The sequence below is a fragment of the Paraburkholderia elongata genome, from assembly GCF_013177735.1.
GTDB lineage: Bacteria > Pseudomonadota > Gammaproteobacteria > Burkholderiales > Burkholderiaceae > Paraburkholderia > Paraburkholderia elongata.
In genome coordinates, this window is sequence record NZ_WOEZ01000140.1 from 14,141 (window position 1) to 28,362 (window position 14,222).

17 protein-coding genes are annotated in these 14,222 nt (G+C 61.5%); 7 read left to right on the forward strand and 10 right to left on the reverse strand.

The features are described 5' to 3' along the window. Positions 1 to 24: 24 nt before the first annotated feature. On the reverse strand, positions 25 to 1,071 hold the full coding sequence (locus GNZ13_RS25550) for a phytoene/squalene synthase family protein (RefSeq protein WP_172169556.1): 1,047 nt from the start codon (positions 1,069 to 1,071) through the stop codon (positions 25 to 27). A 287-nt stretch (positions 1,072 to 1,358) separates the two neighbouring features. Between GNZ13_RS25550 and GNZ13_RS25555 the strand changes: the two genes are divergently transcribed. Continuing rightward, positions 1,359 to 1,709 (forward strand): response regulator, encoded by a 351-nt coding sequence (locus GNZ13_RS25555; protein WP_172169559.1) that lies wholly within the window; start codon positions 1,359 to 1,361, stop codon positions 1,707 to 1,709. A gap of 242 nt (positions 1,710 to 1,951) precedes the next feature. Beyond that, positions 1,952 to 2,959, forward strand: a complete 1,008-nt coding sequence (gene tehA, locus GNZ13_RS25560) for a dicarboxylate transporter/tellurite-resistance protein TehA (RefSeq protein WP_172169562.1) — start codon at positions 1,952 to 1,954, stop codon at positions 2,957 to 2,959. Positions 2,960 to 3,079: 120 nt separating this feature from the next. Here tehA and bla read toward each other — a convergent pair whose 3' ends face one another. After that, complete coding sequence (gene bla, locus GNZ13_RS25565) at positions 3,080 to 4,015, reverse strand: class A beta-lactamase (protein WP_172169565.1); 936 nt, start codon at positions 4,013 to 4,015, stop codon at positions 3,080 to 3,082. Positions 4,016 to 4,114: 99 nt separating this feature from the next. On the opposite strand from bla, the gene GNZ13_RS25570 reads away from it, so the two are divergent. Then, a complete protein-coding gene (locus GNZ13_RS25570; protein WP_172169568.1) occupies positions 4,115 to 4,993 on the forward strand; it encodes a LysR family transcriptional regulator in 879 nt (292 codons plus the stop codon). On the opposite strand, the gene GNZ13_RS25575 is transcribed toward GNZ13_RS25570, so the two are convergent. Next, on the reverse strand, positions 4,990 to 5,244 hold the full coding sequence (locus tag GNZ13_RS25575; RefSeq protein WP_172169571.1) for a hypothetical protein: 255 nt from the start codon (positions 5,242 to 5,244) through the stop codon (positions 4,990 to 4,992). The genes GNZ13_RS25570 and GNZ13_RS25575 overlap by 4 nt on opposite strands. A 46-nt stretch (positions 5,245 to 5,290) precedes the next feature. Beyond that, positions 5,291 to 5,794: a lecithin retinol acyltransferase family protein gene (locus GNZ13_RS25580; protein WP_172169574.1), complete on the reverse strand. Its 504-nt coding sequence runs from the start codon at positions 5,792 to 5,794 to the stop codon at positions 5,291 to 5,293. 460 nt (positions 5,795 to 6,254) lie between these two features. Between GNZ13_RS25580 and GNZ13_RS25585 the strand changes: the two genes are divergently transcribed. Both GNZ13_RS25585 and GNZ13_RS25590 read left to right on the forward strand, forming a co-directional pair. Further along, entirely contained in the window at positions 6,255 to 6,551 is a 297-nt protein-coding gene (locus GNZ13_RS25585) for a hypothetical protein (protein ID WP_172169577.1), read from the forward strand. After that, a complete protein-coding gene (locus GNZ13_RS25590; RefSeq protein ID WP_172169580.1) occupies positions 6,548 to 7,318 on the forward strand; it encodes a PP2C family protein-serine/threonine phosphatase in 771 nt (256 codons plus the stop codon). Before GNZ13_RS25585 ends, GNZ13_RS25590 begins: the two co-directional genes overlap by 4 nt. A 169-nt stretch (positions 7,319 to 7,487) precedes the next feature. On the opposite strand, the gene GNZ13_RS25595 is transcribed toward GNZ13_RS25590, so the two are convergent. The 6 genes from GNZ13_RS25595 to GNZ13_RS25620 form a co-directional block, all read right to left on the reverse strand. After that, positions 7,488 to 8,072, reverse strand: coding sequence for a fasciclin domain-containing protein (locus GNZ13_RS25595; RefSeq protein ID WP_172169583.1), 585 nt, complete (start codon positions 8,070 to 8,072; stop codon positions 7,488 to 7,490). Positions 8,073 to 8,201: 129 nt separating this feature from the next. Beyond that, positions 8,202 to 8,915 (reverse strand): anti-sigma factor, encoded by a 714-nt coding sequence (locus GNZ13_RS25600; RefSeq protein ID WP_172169586.1) that lies wholly within the window; start codon positions 8,913 to 8,915, stop codon positions 8,202 to 8,204. Continuing rightward, the gene (locus tag GNZ13_RS25605; RefSeq protein WP_236002184.1) at positions 8,912 to 9,505 is read right to left on the reverse strand and encodes a sigma-70 family RNA polymerase sigma factor; all 594 of its coding nucleotides are present in this window, start codon (positions 9,503 to 9,505) and stop codon (positions 8,912 to 8,914) included. The genes GNZ13_RS25600 and GNZ13_RS25605 overlap by 4 nt, the downstream gene beginning before the upstream one ends. 226 nt (positions 9,506 to 9,731) lie before the next feature. Continuing rightward, on the reverse strand, positions 9,732 to 10,220 hold the full coding sequence (locus GNZ13_RS25610) for an SRPBCC family protein (protein WP_172169592.1): 489 nt from the start codon (positions 10,218 to 10,220) through the stop codon (positions 9,732 to 9,734). Between the two features lie 333 nt (positions 10,221 to 10,553). Further along, positions 10,554 to 11,192 carry a dihydrofolate reductase family protein gene (locus tag GNZ13_RS25615; RefSeq protein WP_172169595.1) on the reverse strand — a complete coding sequence of 213 codons (639 nt, stop codon included), beginning with the start codon at positions 11,190 to 11,192 and terminating at the stop codon, positions 10,554 to 10,556. Positions 11,193 to 11,539: 347 nt separating this feature from the next. Further along, the gene (locus GNZ13_RS25620; protein ID WP_172169598.1) at positions 11,540 to 12,484 is read right to left on the reverse strand and encodes an AraC family transcriptional regulator; all 945 of its coding nucleotides are present in this window, start codon (positions 12,482 to 12,484) and stop codon (positions 11,540 to 11,542) included. 159 nt (positions 12,485 to 12,643) lie between these two features. On the opposite strand from GNZ13_RS25620, the gene GNZ13_RS25625 reads away from it, so the two are divergent. Further along, positions 12,644 to 12,976: an SDR family oxidoreductase gene (locus GNZ13_RS25625; protein ID WP_172169601.1), complete on the forward strand. Its 333-nt coding sequence runs from the start codon at positions 12,644 to 12,646 to the stop codon at positions 12,974 to 12,976. An 8-nt stretch (positions 12,977 to 12,984) separates the two neighbouring features. Continuing rightward, entirely contained in the window at positions 12,985 to 13,905 is a 921-nt protein-coding gene (locus tag GNZ13_RS25630; protein WP_172169604.1) for an SDR family NAD(P)-dependent oxidoreductase, read from the forward strand. The last annotated feature ends 317 nt before the right edge of the window (positions 13,906 to 14,222 follow it).

Consider the following 14,222-nt stretch of genomic DNA (forward strand, 5'->3'; position numbering starts at 1 on the left):
CTAACTGCAAAGCGGAAGCGACACTCAGAGTCGCGCTTCGATTTGCTTGATCCGCTTTTCAACCGACGCCCGCACCAGGCCATTCGAAGGCACCAGCAGCAGTGAATACGCGATGATCTGGTACACCTGATTGCGCCGGACCTTGGAGACCTTGGCCGGGTCGAGCCAGGCATCGTTATCCACCAGCAACAGCAGCGTCTCCAGACCGATCAGAATCGGCCACAAACAGGCGAGGCGTAAACGCACCGACAACGCGGGAATCGCCAGCGTGTAGTCCAGGGCCTCACGGAAATGATCTAGTGCCTTGCGCACGAGTTCGACCATCAGAGGCCGAGCGCGAACGGAGTTGACGGGCTGCAAGAGATCTTCCGCGCTTAGGCGATATTGACCGAGCATCGTCTGCGGAAGATAACAGCGGCCGATCCGCAAATCCTTGCCGCAATCGCGCAGCACGTTGGTCATCTGCAGCGCTTTGCCGAAACGCACGCCGCGGCGCGCCATGGTCTCGGGCCGCTCTTTCAGCGTGCCGGGCATGTGCGCGTAGGTCATGGTGGTCCAGAATTCGCCGACGCAGCCCGCCACCAGGTAGGTATAGCGGTCGAGTTCCTCGTACTCGCGTAGCGCGGCGATCTGGCCGGAACGTTCGTCGGGGAACGTGCGAAGGTCGAATTCCATGCCCTCGGTCAGCGTCGACACGATCTCGCGGACGGCCTTCCGGTCGGACTCGCTCAGTTGCGAAAGCACCTCGAGTGCCGGACCGAGCGATTCCAGCAGGACCTTTTCATCGGACTGGACCTGTTGACCCGCCACTTCGGCAGCCATGCGCTGGAACAGCGCGCCGTCGTCCGGGGCGCCGTTGACCTGGTCGCGCAGCGACAGCAGCAATGCAAGGCGTTGCTCGGGCGAGATCAGCGAGGTGTCCGCAATCGTGTCGGCCGCACGTGCCAGCAGGTAGGCGAGGCCGATCGGATCGCGCATCCCGACGGGCAGCACGCGCAGGGTGAGATAGAAGGAGCGTGAAACGCCTTTCAGGAGCGGGCCGAGAAGAAAGGCCCGGGTCGGATTCGGCATGAGTGGGATCAGGTCAGTATTGGGCAAAAGTCAGGCGCTGCCGAATTGTATACGGCGCGTTGAAAAACTTGCCTGCACGCCGGCGATAACTGCCGGTGAGCAATAGACCCCTCGCGCACGCTCCTGCACCCTCACTCGCATTGCGTTCCGCCGCCGACCCGCCGTTCGCCAACTGGCCGGGCCAGAGCGGAATCCGCGCATCCATTGCCTGCACGCGACGCCGCCACAACGAGCGGGAATGCGAATTGCTGACACGTTGCGAATGAGCGATACATGCGTAGCCACCCATGAAAACCATCCTGTTCGTGGACGACGAGTTCGACATCGTCACGGTCTGGCGACTGTTGCTGGAGCGGCACGGCTATACCGTGCTGACGGCGTCCAACGGCGGCGCCGCCCTTGAACAGATCCGCATGACCCGGCCCGACATCATCGTGTCGGACTGCATGATGCCGGTCATGTCGGGGCCGCAACTGTGCGCCGCACTGTATGACACCCCCGATCTACGCGCCATTCCGATCATCCTGTGCAGCGCGGCCGCGGAAATCCCCGCGCAGCCGAATCCCACCATCGAATACGCGCGCAAGCCGCTTTCATTCAACACCCTTCTCGCGATGCTGGAGCGGATGGCGGTTTGACGGCTGGGTAAACGCCCACTTCGAGGGCGAAACACGGCGAAGCGCGCGCTACGGCTGCACCTTGAGACGATCGCGCCATTTGTTGAGCCGTCCCCGCATTCACCGCTTTACCGCCGGCTTCTACAGTGCGTTATCGATCGCGCAAAGCTGGAGGGCCGGAGTGCCGGCCACCGGAGTGCCGGCCACCGGAGTGCCGGCCACCGGAATGCCGGAGCGCATCGCAACGTTTCGGAGGATGGGTGATGAACAGCAATCGTGGCACGATTCCGGTTTCTTTCTTCGGCATCGCGGTGGGCGCGCTGGCGTTCGCCAACTTGTGGCGTGTGGCGATCAGGGTGTGGCATCTGCCCATGGTCGCCGCAGACGTGTTGACCATCGCAGCGCTTGCGGTGTGGCTGGTGGTTCTGCTGGCCTACGGGCATAAGTGGCTGACGAATTCAGCCGAAGCTCGTGCGGAAATGCAGCATCCGGTGCAATCATCGTTTGCGGCACTCGGGCCGGTTTCGAGTCTGCTGGCAGCGCAGCTCTTGCAGCCTTATGCGCATTCGGTTGCGCTTGCGCTGTTCGGTGTGGCTGTGGCCGCCCAATTGGCGCTCGGCGTGTACCTGCATGGACGGCTCTGGCAAGGCGGCCGCAAGCCTGAGCTGATCACGCCCGCCATTTATCTGCCGACCGTGGCACCGAGTTTTGTCGCGGGCACGGCGGCGGCTGCCTTCGGTTTTCATCAGCTTGGCGGGCTGTTCTTCGGCGCCGGCTTGCTGTTGTGGCTCTCGATCGAATCGCTGATCCTGCACCGCGCCGCCGTACATGAACCGCTGCCCGAAGCACTGCGTCCCATCCTCGGCGTACAGCTCGCGCCGCCGGTGGTGGGCGGTGTGACGTACCTGAGCCTGAGCAGCGGGGCGCCCGACCTGTTCGCGCTGATTCTGCTCGGTTACGGGCTCTACCAGGCCTTGCTGCTGTTGCGCCTGCTGCCGTGGATTCGCCAGCAAGCATTCGTGCCGGGATACTGGGCGTTCAGCTTCGGTGTAGCCGCATTGCCGACAATGGCGGTCCGCATGGTCGAACGAGGCGCAACGGGTCCGCTCGAATGGATTGCGCCGGTTTTGTTCGTCGCGGCGAATGTGGTGATCGGAATCCTGGTGGTAAAGACGCTTGGGTTGCTGGTGCGAGGCAAGTTGATTCCGGCTGCAGTCGCCCCTCAGTCTGTAGCTCAAATTCCGGCCGACTCGCGTATTGCGCGCGCCTAGAAATGAAAACGCCCAAGTCCACGGATAGCCGACCGTCTGTTGCTAGTCAGGTATTTGTCGTGGCCCTTGGGCGGAAAAAATTGTGCGCGATGACGCATGGTTTGTCAACGCACGCCTCGATCAAACCAACGCCGCCACCAACGCACCGACGCTTGCAATCGCCGCATTGCAGCGTGCCGCATCGCCATTCGTCTCAGTAAGGTAGACCGTCACGAGAATCGGCCCGCGTCCCGGCGGCCAAAGAATCGCGACGTCGTTTGCCGTACCGTGATCGCCCGTGCCGGTTTTATCGCCAACGCCCCAATCCTTCGGCAGCTTCGCGCGAATCCGTTCGCCGCCGGTCTGATTGGCGGCGAGCCAGGCCAGCAGTTGCGCACGCGACGACGAGGACAAACGCTCGCCCAGCAGCAACTCGCGCAGATTGCCGAGCATTGCGTTGGGCGAGGTGGTGTCGCGCGGATCGCCGGGCGTCGCTTCGTTCAGCGTCGGCTCGTTGCGGTCAAGACGCGTGACGCCATCGCCGATACTGCGCGCGAACGCGGTCAAAGCGGCGGGGCCGCCAAAGCTCGCCAGCAGCAGATTGGCCGCGGTGTTGTCGCTGAGCGTAATGGCCGCCTTGCACAAGTCGGCGACGCTCATCCCCGCGTCGCCGGTGCGTTCGCGGGTGTGCTGGCTGGTGGCCGGCGAGTACGGCACAAGATCGTTTTTCGAAAACACAATGCGGCGTTCCAGATCCTCTTGTCCGTGATCCACGCGCGTCAGCACAAAGCCCGCCGCCAGCAGTTTGAACGTGCTGCACATCGGAAATCGCTCGTCCGTCCGCAAACCGGCATGCAATCCGGACGTCGTATCGACGATCGAAACGCCGAGCCGTCCGCCGCTTTCCACTTCGATCTGTGCGAGCCGTTGACGAATCGCGTCCGCCTTGGCCACGCCGCCTCCCTGCTTTATGGCGCCCGCCTTCACCACTTTTCCAAACGCGCCGCCACTACCAACCGCAACCCCAGCTATCGAAACGCCGAGCATCGCGCCCGCGAACTTCCGTCTTGTGATCATCGCCGCTCCTTATGTGAAGCCGCAACTATCGGTTTTCCGGCGGCTGCTGGCAAACGATGATAAGTTAGTCGATACCCTAGAAAAACTTATGCCTTCGCCATGAGACCGTATCTCCCGTTGAATGCGCTGCGCGCCTTCGAATCGTCCGCGCGACATCTGAGCTTTACGCGCGCCGCGCTCGAATTGAACGTCACCCAGGCAGCCGTGAGCCAGCAGGTCAGGACACTGGAGGAACGGCTGGGCACCGCGCTCTTCAAACGTCTGCCGCGCGGATTGGCGATGACGGACGAGGGCCTCGCGCTACGCCCTGTCCTCACGGATGCGTTCGATCGCATCGAAGCCGTACTCAAGCAGTTCGACGGCGGCCACTTTCACGAGGTATTGACGGTCGGCGTGGTGGGCACCTTCGCGGTGGGCTGGCTGATGCCGCGGCTCAAGTCGTTTCGCGACGCGCATCCGTTTGTCGAGCTGCGGCTGCTGACGAACAACAATCTGGTCGATCTCGCCACAGAAGGCCTCGACTTTGCGATTCGTTTCGGCGACGGCACCTGGCCAGGTTCGCTCGCTACCCGGCTGCTCGACGCGCCGCTCGCGATTCTGTGTGCGCCTGAAATCGCCAGGCGTCTGTCCGAACCCACGGATCTCGCCAGCGAAACCTTGTTGCGGTCCTATCGCGTCGACGACTGGATGACCTGGTTCGCGGCCGCCGGCATCCCGCCGCAGCCGATTCGCGGACCGGTGTTCGATTCGTCGCGGCTCATGGTGGAAGCGGCCATGCAGGGTGCGGGTATCGCGCTGGCGCCGGCGCTGATGTTCGATCACGAGATCAACACGGGCCGGCTGGTGCGCCCGTTCGAGGTGGAAGTTCATGCCGGCAGCTACTGGCTGACGTGGTTGAAGGGCAAACCGATGACGCCGGCGATGCTGCTGTTCAGTCAGTGGATCGTCAAGGAAGCGGCCTCGCATGCCCAAAGCTAGCAAACTGCCGCGCGGCGATGGCCGTTCATGGCAGGCCGCTCGGCTTGCGGCGGAAACACGTTCCACGAGCCGTCGTCATGACGGAAGAAGAAGATTGACAGCAAGCCGCTGGGCCGCAGTGCTTCCACGCAGACGTAGCGCTGATGCTGCGACGCGCGGTGGCAAAACCGCACGACACGCGCAGGCATCGACGGTGTCGGCGCGAGCCATTTATCGACGGCCCAGTGCAAGCTCTTTTCCGCGGTAACCATGATGCGCTCCTTGAATCCCTGAATTCCTCAACTCGTTCCCGCTCGCTCACGCGAGCTGGGCGGCAACCTGACCATTCTTCGCGGCGCTTTCGACAAACGCCTTAACCAGACACACCAGCGCATGCATGCCGGCGCGGGGATGCCTTAAGCAGCAATGCACCTGTTCGCTGCGGCTTTCGCCAAGCAGGCACCAAGAACAGAAGTGCTCGCAGTTATTCGTCAGCAGGCGGTAATGGTTTTCGCCGAGGCGGGAGCGCGCGCGGCGCACAGCTTCGTCGCCAACGTAGCGGGCGCTCGGAGTCGGGCGGATCGTCAATGGATGACCGGCGGCGAAGCGGGTTAATTCCACCTCTTCCACCGGGCCGCGATGCGCCGAGCTCGCAAAGCCCGCGTAATGGACCACGCGGCCATTGCCGACGTAAATTCCGTGATGTTCGTAGCCGCTCCGTTGCGTGACGAGGTGCGCGCCGATCGGCAGGTCGATGGTCGATGCTTCATTGCATCTTGCGTCGCGGCCTTCGCTGCTCGTCGGAAGATGGTTCGTGTTCATGGCTGGCCTCGCTTCAATATCCAACACTGTTGCGAGTTCTTTCGCATCATCCGGGCCAGGCGCGTAAAAGCCTTTATTTAAAGGGCTGGCAGGAATTGCAAGGGGGTTTGAGTCCAGCAGGTGTCCGTTGTGAGCCGACAGAAAACAAGCCGATGTGTTGGCCTACGTCGATCATTTCGGGGCGCCGGTTGAGCCGTCGCGAGCGTGTCCTTCAGGGTTCGGAAGACTGCCCAATGTGTTGGGTCCTGCATCGGTGCACACGCCCGGATGTTGGGTACGTCCCGACCTCTGCATCGCTGCATGAACAGGCGCCGCATACACAAGCGCACGGAATCGCCGCGCAATCAACGCGTTACGAGAAAGCGTGCGCGCGAGCCGCGAATTGGCATAGCACTTGCACCATCACGTCTAATTCCTTTTCAGCCGCGCGCCCGACGCAGGCGGCCAACCGGAGAACGACATGGCTTCAATCACTGTGAACGACCTCTCGCTCAACCTCGCGCTCGACCGTAAAGCGATGGCGGCGATCCGCGGCGGCGGCGGCGCGCCGTGGGTGTACGGCTGGATTCAGCCCTTTGTGCGGGAAACGCCGAGCATCGGTCCGGTCGTGAACCTGTACGACATTTCGAACAACTTCTATGCTAACCAGATGATCAACACGTTCCAGTCGGTGGATGTGCGCAACACCGGCGCGAACTCGAATATCAACGTCTCCCCGGACGCACGCAGCAGAAACGATACGGTGCAGCCCTTGTGACCTGTCCGAGCCAATTTCGATGGACGTCGTCCGCGCGTTCCGACGCCGGACGCGTCCGTGAAATCAACGAAGATGCCTGCCTCGACCAGCCCGAACCCGGGCGCTGGGCCGTCGCCGATGGCATGGGCGGGCATGCGGTCGGCGATCTGGCGAGCCGTCTGGTGATCGATGCGCTGAGCCGGCTCGCGCCGCCGCTCGCCATGAAAACCTGCATCGCCGACGCGCGGGCACGGCTGCAAACAGCCAACCGCCAACTGCGGGACGAAGCCGCTCGCCGCCAGGTGCAACGGATCGGGAGCACAGTCATCGTGCTGCTAGCCTGCGACCGCTTCTGCGGTTATCTATGGGCCGGCGACAGCCGCCTCTATCTGTATCGAGAAGGGCAATTGCGGCAACTCACGCGCGATCATAGTCAGGTGGAAGAACTCAAGTCGCTCGGCGTGATTACCGACGAAGAGGCGCGGCATCATCCGGCGCAGCACATGATCACGCGCGCGGTCGGCGCGACGGATGTGCTCGAACTCGATGACGATGCGATCGAAGTCGCGGACGGTGATGTCTTCCTGCTATGCAGCGACGGGCTCAGCAACGAAGTCAGCGATGCGGAAATACTGGCGGTGCTGACCTCGGTGGCGTGTGAGCGCGCGTCCGATGAACTGGTCGAATTGGCCATAGCGCACGGCGGACGTGACAATGTCACCGCGGTGGTGGTGCAAGCTGAAGATCTGTACGCGTCCGACAAAACCCTGCTGAACCCCGCGCCTTGAAAGCACAGGTTTGATTGCCAGCATGCAGAGGTAGGGCGGTGCCCGAATCGCCGATCGTCGTCCCAAAGGATGTGCCTGACGACTCAGCGGGTACAGTGCGACGCCGATCTGCCGCATTGAGCACGATCGTCGTCGCAACAGCCAGTCTCACGAGGTTTTCACACAGACGTCAAGGCATCAGCACCGTGTCTACGACATGAATCACACCATTGGATTGCATGACGTCGCCAATCGTCACATGTGCGACATCACCTTTGTCGTCGGTGATGGCCCAACCTTTGCCGTCCTTGCTGACGATAAGCGAATCGCCTTCAACCGTTTTCAGGCTTGCCTTACCGCCCCCCTGTTCGACGGCCATGGCGAGATCGCGTGCGGTGACCCGGCCCGGTACGACGTGATACGTGAGCACTTTCACCAGCGTCGTCTTGTTCTCAGGTTTGAGCAGCGTCTGGACTGTCCCGGGCGGCAACGCCGCGAATGCTTCGTTGGTCGGTGCGAAGACCGTAAATGGCCCCTTGCCCGACAGCGTATCCACTAGACCGCCGGCCTTGACGGCCGCAACCAGCGTGGTGTGGTCCTTCGAATTCACCGCGTTATCGATAATATTTTTTGACGGATACATCGCAGCGCCGCCGACTTCCACGGTGTTATCCGTGGACATCGATCCGGCTAATGCGGCCGGCGTCACCGTTGCCAAGGTCAGCGCGAGCGCGAACATCGCGCCGATAGTCTTCATATCGTTGCAGGATTGCATTTCGGTTCTCCCCGAAAGATCGACGCTTCCGGACTGGAAGCAATCGAAGATACGGGTCAAACGGACCGGCGGATGCACGCGCGTCAATAAAATGCTGATACACGTGAAGTACATGGCTGCAACAACAGTTCACGTCCCGCCGACAATCCCTTTCGCCAGCACCGGCCCGGTGGGTTGTCCGGTAGGAGAGCCGCCATGCGGCTCCAGCGACACGGCCAGGATCGCACGGGAATTCAATTGCGCGAGCCGGGCCTGCGGCAGCGACACGATAGTCGGCCGGTCCGCCGCAATGACACCCAGCGAGATGGGTCGAGCGCCCTGCGGGATGATCCACAGTTCGGTGGAACGGTCGGCCACCGCCGGTGCGCCGTCTGCGGGAACGATCACCATGCGGGCACGCTGAACGTCGACGGTGGCGGTCCACCCCGCCGCGCCGCCTTCCCGGACGATGCTGGCGACCATGTAGTCATGATTGCCCGGCACGGTAACGGGGGGCCGCCCGACAGGCACCACGGACACGATAGCGAGCGCCGCAGCCACGATGCTCGAACCGATACCGATCAAGCGCCACAAACGAAGGTTGTCCCATAGGCCGACACGTGGCGCGGGCCGCGCTAAACCCAGCTCGGACTGAATGCGCGCCCACACCTTCGGAGGAGCCGTCATCTCGGCGATATCCTCGTTCAACGGCATCAGGCGGTTCTGCCAGCGTGCCACGTTTGCCGCCAGTTGAGGATCGTGCTGCATCGCCTCTTCGATCTCCCTGCGCTCAGCAGCGTCGAGCACGCCCAGTACGTACTCGGCGCACCGCAGGTCGTCGGGGTCGTGTAATGGCGTATTCATTGCTCGAGACAGGCTCTAAGCTGGATCAGGCTGCGCCGGATCCAGCTTTTCATGGTGCCCAGCGGCACATTGAGGCGCTCCGCCAGCTCGGCATACGTTGCGCCCGTGAAAAATGCTTCCCGCACGATCTTTCCGTGTTCGGCCGGCAGCAACTCCAGACAATGCTCCAGACGCCGCCGCTCCTGGCTGCGCTCGGCCATCGCCGCCGGTGAAGGGGTTTCGTCGACGATTTCCTGTTCCGTCGACTCATCCATCGATTCCTCACGGCGGCGGCGCAAGCGATCGATCGCCCGGTTGCGCGCGATCGCCGCGAGCCAGGTGACGGCGCCGGCCAGTCCCGGGTCGAAGATCGCGGCGCGGCGCCATACCGTGACATAGACGTCCTGAAGCACGTCCTCGGCTTCACTGCGATCGCGCAGCATCTTCACGCAAATTCCGAACAGCTTTGCAGAAGTGCGCTGATAGAGCGTGGCGAATGCCGCCTGGTCGCCTTCACCGGTCCGCAACAGAAGCCGGTTCAGTTCGTCGCGACGCCGGGCCTCGAAGTCGCCCGCCTTACGGTCACTATCGGCCGCTGCATTTCCTTGCATGTGCATCGCGTTCTCTGCCGGTTGGCCGCGCATGATCGTGAATAGCGAAAGTGTAGCAGCGCGGCGGCTATTCGAAACGAGTGCTTCCTGTAGTAGTAGCCATCGCATCCTGACAATGGGCCTTACGGATTAAGCGGATTGCCGGATGCAGACTGGCCGAAAAAATATTCATCGCGTCAATTCTGATATCGGCGCACGTAGATGTACGACGTGGCTCGCGCTGGCTTCATCCATGCTCGATGCCGAGCAGCCGCGCGTCCAGCCGCCGCGCTAGCGCCGCGCCGCCTTCGCGCATCACTGCATCGTGGTTCCATCGGAAAACCGGTCGCAACAACGGCGCCAATGCATTCATCCATGCGCGGTTCGTATGCACGCACCAGTCATAGCGGACCACGGTAAGGTTGCGTCCGTCGGTTGAAAAGCTCCACCGGCCGGCGCCTTCGACGTCGCCACTGGCTTCCCCCTCCAGCGCGACCAACGGGTCGACGCGCGTCACCCGCATATCGAACACGAGGCGATAGGGCAACCAGCCTTTCCACGTATAGCGTTGTACGACGCCCACGCCCTGATCGGAGCCCGCCTCTAGCTGATCCACGCGCTCGACGTTATTCCACCACTCGGGCCAGCGCGCCGAATCCTGGATTGCCGTCCAAACTTCGTGCACTGGCGCATCGATGCGCCAAGTGGTGGAAAAGCGGTATTCGACCGTCCGCAAGCTGCCTCCATTCTTAGTATTGTTCTAGAGATTTTGTCAGATGCTCACTGCACTTGCCATCACCGACGAAACAGCATCGCGTTTCCACTCCTCGATATCTCGTCGAGCTATGTGCAACAAAACGTAGGACAGCTTGAGGCAGCCGGGCGGTGCACGAGAGCTGACGGCCGAGAGCTTCACCTCAACCAAACCCAGCCGACTGCTGCTTGACGCGACCGCCTCATGTCGACCCACAGCGGTCAATTCAACAATTGGGAAGCAGATATTCAACGCTCCGGTTCAGCGGCGGGCCGCGCAGCGGACCGTCCACTGCAACCGATTGTTAGGCCGCCCTCACTGACGCACATAGCGCAAGTGTGTGGCAGCTGGACCATCAAGAACCTTGTCAATGCGAAACTGCGGCCCGGGCTCGCGTAGGTTCTCGAAGAGACGCCGCCCACCGCCGAACAACACGGGTGACAAGGCGATTTCCAGCTCGTCAACGACACCCATGGTCAGGTACTGCTGGATCACATCGGCTCCACCCGCGATACGAATATCACGACTGCCTGCGGATTCCCGAGCCAGCTCAAGGGCACGCTCCGGCCCGTCATTGATGAAGTAGAAGGTCGTCCCACCCGGGCGCACCCAGGGTTCGCGTTTCTCATGGGTAAGAACGTATACCGGTGTGTGAAACGGAGCCTCCTCTGGCCAGGCGCGCTCGCCTTGGTCGAACATTCGCTTGCCCATAATGTTGGCACCGATGCGCTCCGTGGTGCTGCGAAGCAGGTCATTGACCGGGCCGGTCTCTCCCCCTGGTCCGAGCTTGAGGTTCTCGCGGAAGTACTGTTGATTGAGGATCCAGGCCATCAGCGCACCCCACTTAGCGCCCCAGTTCTTGTACTCAGGCTTGTCCCAATTCTCCATGGTCATTCCTTCCGGTGCCATGTAGCCATCGAGGCTAAGTCCAATGTTGACGAATACTTTACTCATGATTCTCCTCTCGCATGTTCGGATGTCGGCCTAACTTTGATATAGGGCGACAGTTTTGCGCCCTAACTTCGACGACTGCCGGTTAACTCGGCAGCTAGAACTAGAGATATATTGAATTAGATTAGATAGCTGCGCCATTTTTGACTTCTGCCAAGTCCATTAAATGAAATGCATAAAGCAGCATATCGGAGAATGATCTGCAAATCATCCCTATGACCGCTTTGGAGCGATTGACTGAGTGTCGCCTAGTGGCCCGATTGCGGCTTTCGCAGGTTGCGGCTCAAGCACTCGCGCTGAAGGTAGTCACCACAGTCTTCTCGTTGCGCTGCTCTTGATCTTCCTAAGGTTTATAGAGTTCGCTGACTTACGGATGTTTCCGAAGCGTTCGCCGTAGCGCGATCTTCCCGAAGCGCAGCCTGCAGTGCCGTCGCATCACGTTTCGGAGACGTGCCGAACATGCGAGCATATTCACGGCTGAACTGCGAGGGACTCTCATAGCCGACCTCAAAAGACGCCGTCTCGACGTTGGCGGCACAGGAAATCATCAGCCGGCGCGCCTCGAGCAAGCGGAGTTGCTTCTGATACTGCAATGGTGTCAACGAAGTCAGCGCCTTGAACTGGCGATGAAAAGCCGAAGGGCTCATCTGCGCAATATCCGCAAGGTCCTCTATGCGGACGGCTTCCCTGAAGCGACTGCGCAAGCTGTGCATGGCGCCGATCACGCGCTGCGACGGTCCGTTCGCCAGTGTCAGTCTCGCGACATCAACGCCATGCGGACCGGTGAGAAGCCAATAGCAGATCTCGCGCAGGATGAGCGGGTGAAGCACGGGAATCGCCTTGGGCGTGTCAAGCAGGCGCACGAGGCGTAGCGCGCAATCCGCCAGCGGTCCCTGGAAGTCGGTGACGAAGATGCCACGGCTTGGCTCCTCGCTGGCTAGGGGCGGCGCGTCCAATTCGTCCGCAACGCTTCGCATGACCGCAAGATCCAACTCGAACGCAAGAACGAGACAAGGCTCGCCGGGACTTGCCTCAACGACACGCCCTATCGAGGGCGCCTCGACGCCGATCAGGAGCGCCTGCCCGGCACGGTAGACGAGCCGGCTGCCGCCGAACGTCGCCCACTTCGCACCCTGCGCCACGATGCACAGAGCCGGCCTGGAGATCATGTGAGTGGGTTGCTTAGGGTGGTCTGATCGAAGGATGGCCAGTCCGTCGATCGCCGTCATGAAGGGGCTTTCTCCGGGCTGACGATTCGTATAGCGCAGAAGCGCTTCGGCCAATTGATCCGGCATCTCAGGTCTCCTTTCACGCTGATTCCCACTCGACGCTGGCATGCCGGGCAGGAATAGGCACGAAATTGGATAGTTTCGGCATTCTCGCGCCAGTATGCCGTCGACATAATAAGCCCAGACGTCGCCAGTAAATGACGGGATCTCAAAGGGAACCAACTTATGCCAGCTAGCAAAGTCGCGATCGTCACCGGCGGCAGCCGCGGGATCGGCCGCAACGCCGTACTGTGCCTCGCGAGGCAAGGGGTGCATGCCATCTTTACCTACAAGTCCAATCGGACAGAAGCCGACAACGTCATCGCGCTCGCCACGGATTTCAGTGGCGGCATCGTGCGCGACAATCCGCAGGTCAACAAGGCGGTCGCAGATCATGCGGCGCTTGGTCGTGCCGGCGTCCCAGAGGATGTCGGACCGGTCATCGCTGCGCTACTGTCTGACGATTTCGGCTGGGTCAACGCGCAGCGGATCGAAGTCTCGGGCGGCATGCAGATCTAGGAGCCAGCATGTCGAAAGCGTCCGTAAGCACTGCCGATCGCAAGGCGTACATCGTCACAGGTCCGACTTCAGGCATCGGTCGCCTTGCGGCAATCGAACTGGCAAAGCATGGCACGGTGATCCTCGTCGGCCGGAACCTGGGGAAGCTCGACGAGGTGGCGAGCGTTATTCAGCAAAAGAAACAGCTTGCGATATCGATCGCGTGCGACCTCTCGGACGTCCAGAGCGTTCGCCGCGCGGCAGCGGAGATCATCGCGTTGAATCTGCCCATAGCCGGCCTGCTCAATAACGCCGGGATCATGCAGATGCGTTCAACGACCAACGTGCTCGGCTGGGACACGACCTTCGCGACCAATCATCTCGGCCCCTTTGCGTTGACAGAAGCACTCTTGCCCCATCTTCCCGATAGCGCGCGCGTCATCTTTGTCGCCTCGGGCGTGGAAGACCCGAAACGTGTGCCAGCCAAGGCTGCGGGCTTCCGCGGTGGTCGCGTCATTTCGGTAGCTGCCAGCACGCGCGGCGAGTGGCAACCTGGCGGCTCCAGTAATCCGGGCTTCGATGCCTACGCGACGTCCAAGCAATGCATCCTCGCCGCGACGATGGCGCTCGCACGCGAGAACCCACGGCTACGCATCAACGCAATAGAACCGGGCTTTACGCCGAGCACAGGCCTGGCGCGCGATGCCAATGCGGCCCTCAGACTCGTTGCAAACTACATCCTCCCGCTGCTCGCGCCTTTCATCAGGTATTGGAGCACCCCGAAACGAGCCGCACGACTGGAGACGAAAGTGCTCACCGACCCGTCTGGTCAGACGGGCATTTACTATGACGAGCGCGGGGAGCCGATGCTCGGCTCCCCGCTCGTACAGGACCATGGATTCCAAGACCGTGTCGTAGCGGAGACGCGCGCGTTGCTGTCATCAGTTTGAGCGATAGATGTCCGGGCTGGCCGCATAAAAAGATACGAGATGTCTTATAAGCTCTCGAGATTGTCACGACGAAGCATTGGAGCGGAGTCGAGCACCAAGCCACCAAGCGGAGTCCAGCGGCCCAGTCCGCCCCATCAGAGACGTTCGGCCCGGCGCCACCGCAATGGCCGGTTCGAAGGTGCAACGGCCATTCATGCTGTCGCGTCGGTCGCCACTTGATCGGCCATTGCTATCGTTGGTCCATCAACGCGCCCCTCCCGACAATCGTAACCCTCGCCACATCGACGATCCATTCTGACGACCATCACCCAACAACA

Coding starts and splice junctions, on each gene's coding strand:
- GNZ13_RS25595 (WP_172169583.1), bottom strand. CDS start 8,072: ATGCAATCCTGCAACGATATGAAGACTATCGGCGCGATGTTCGCGCTC.
- GNZ13_RS25615 (WP_172169595.1), bottom strand. CDS start 11,192: ATGAGTAAAGTATTCGTCAACATTGGACTTAGCCTCGATGGCTACATG.
- GNZ13_RS25570 (WP_172169568.1), top strand. CDS start 4,115: ATGAGACCGTATCTCCCGTTGAATGCGCTGCGCGCCTTCGAATCGTCC.
- bla (WP_172169565.1), bottom strand. CDS start 4,015: ATGATCACAAGACGGAAGTTCGCGGGCGCGATGCTCGGCGTTTCGATA.
- GNZ13_RS25550 (WP_172169556.1), bottom strand. CDS start 1,071: ATGCCGAATCCGACCCGGGCCTTTCTTCTCGGCCCGCTCCTGAAAGGC.
- GNZ13_RS25620 (WP_172169598.1), bottom strand. CDS start 12,484: ATGCCGGATCAATTGGCCGAAGCGCTTCTGCGCTATACGAATCGTCAG.
- GNZ13_RS25575 (WP_172169571.1), bottom strand. CDS start 5,244: ATGGTTACCGCGGAAAAGAGCTTGCACTGGGCCGTCGATAAATGGCTC.
- GNZ13_RS25625 (WP_172169601.1), top strand. CDS start 12,644: ATGCCAGCTAGCAAAGTCGCGATCGTCACCGGCGGCAGCCGCGGGATC.
- GNZ13_RS25580 (WP_172169574.1), bottom strand. CDS start 5,794: ATGAACACGAACCATCTTCCGACGAGCAGCGAAGGCCGCGACGCAAGA.
- GNZ13_RS25555 (WP_172169559.1), top strand. CDS start 1,359: ATGAAAACCATCCTGTTCGTGGACGACGAGTTCGACATCGTCACGGTC.
- GNZ13_RS25630 (WP_172169604.1), top strand. CDS start 12,985: ATGTCGAAAGCGTCCGTAAGCACTGCCGATCGCAAGGCGTACATCGTC.
- GNZ13_RS25600 (WP_172169586.1), bottom strand. CDS start 8,915: ATGAATACGCCATTACACGACCCCGACGACCTGCGGTGCGCCGAGTAC.
- GNZ13_RS25585 (WP_172169577.1), top strand. CDS start 6,255: ATGGCTTCAATCACTGTGAACGACCTCTCGCTCAACCTCGCGCTCGAC.
- GNZ13_RS25605 (WP_236002184.1), bottom strand. CDS start 9,505: ATGCAAGGAAATGCAGCGGCCGATAGTGACCGTAAGGCGGGCGACTTC.
- tehA (WP_172169562.1), top strand. CDS start 1,952: ATGAACAGCAATCGTGGCACGATTCCGGTTTCTTTCTTCGGCATCGCG.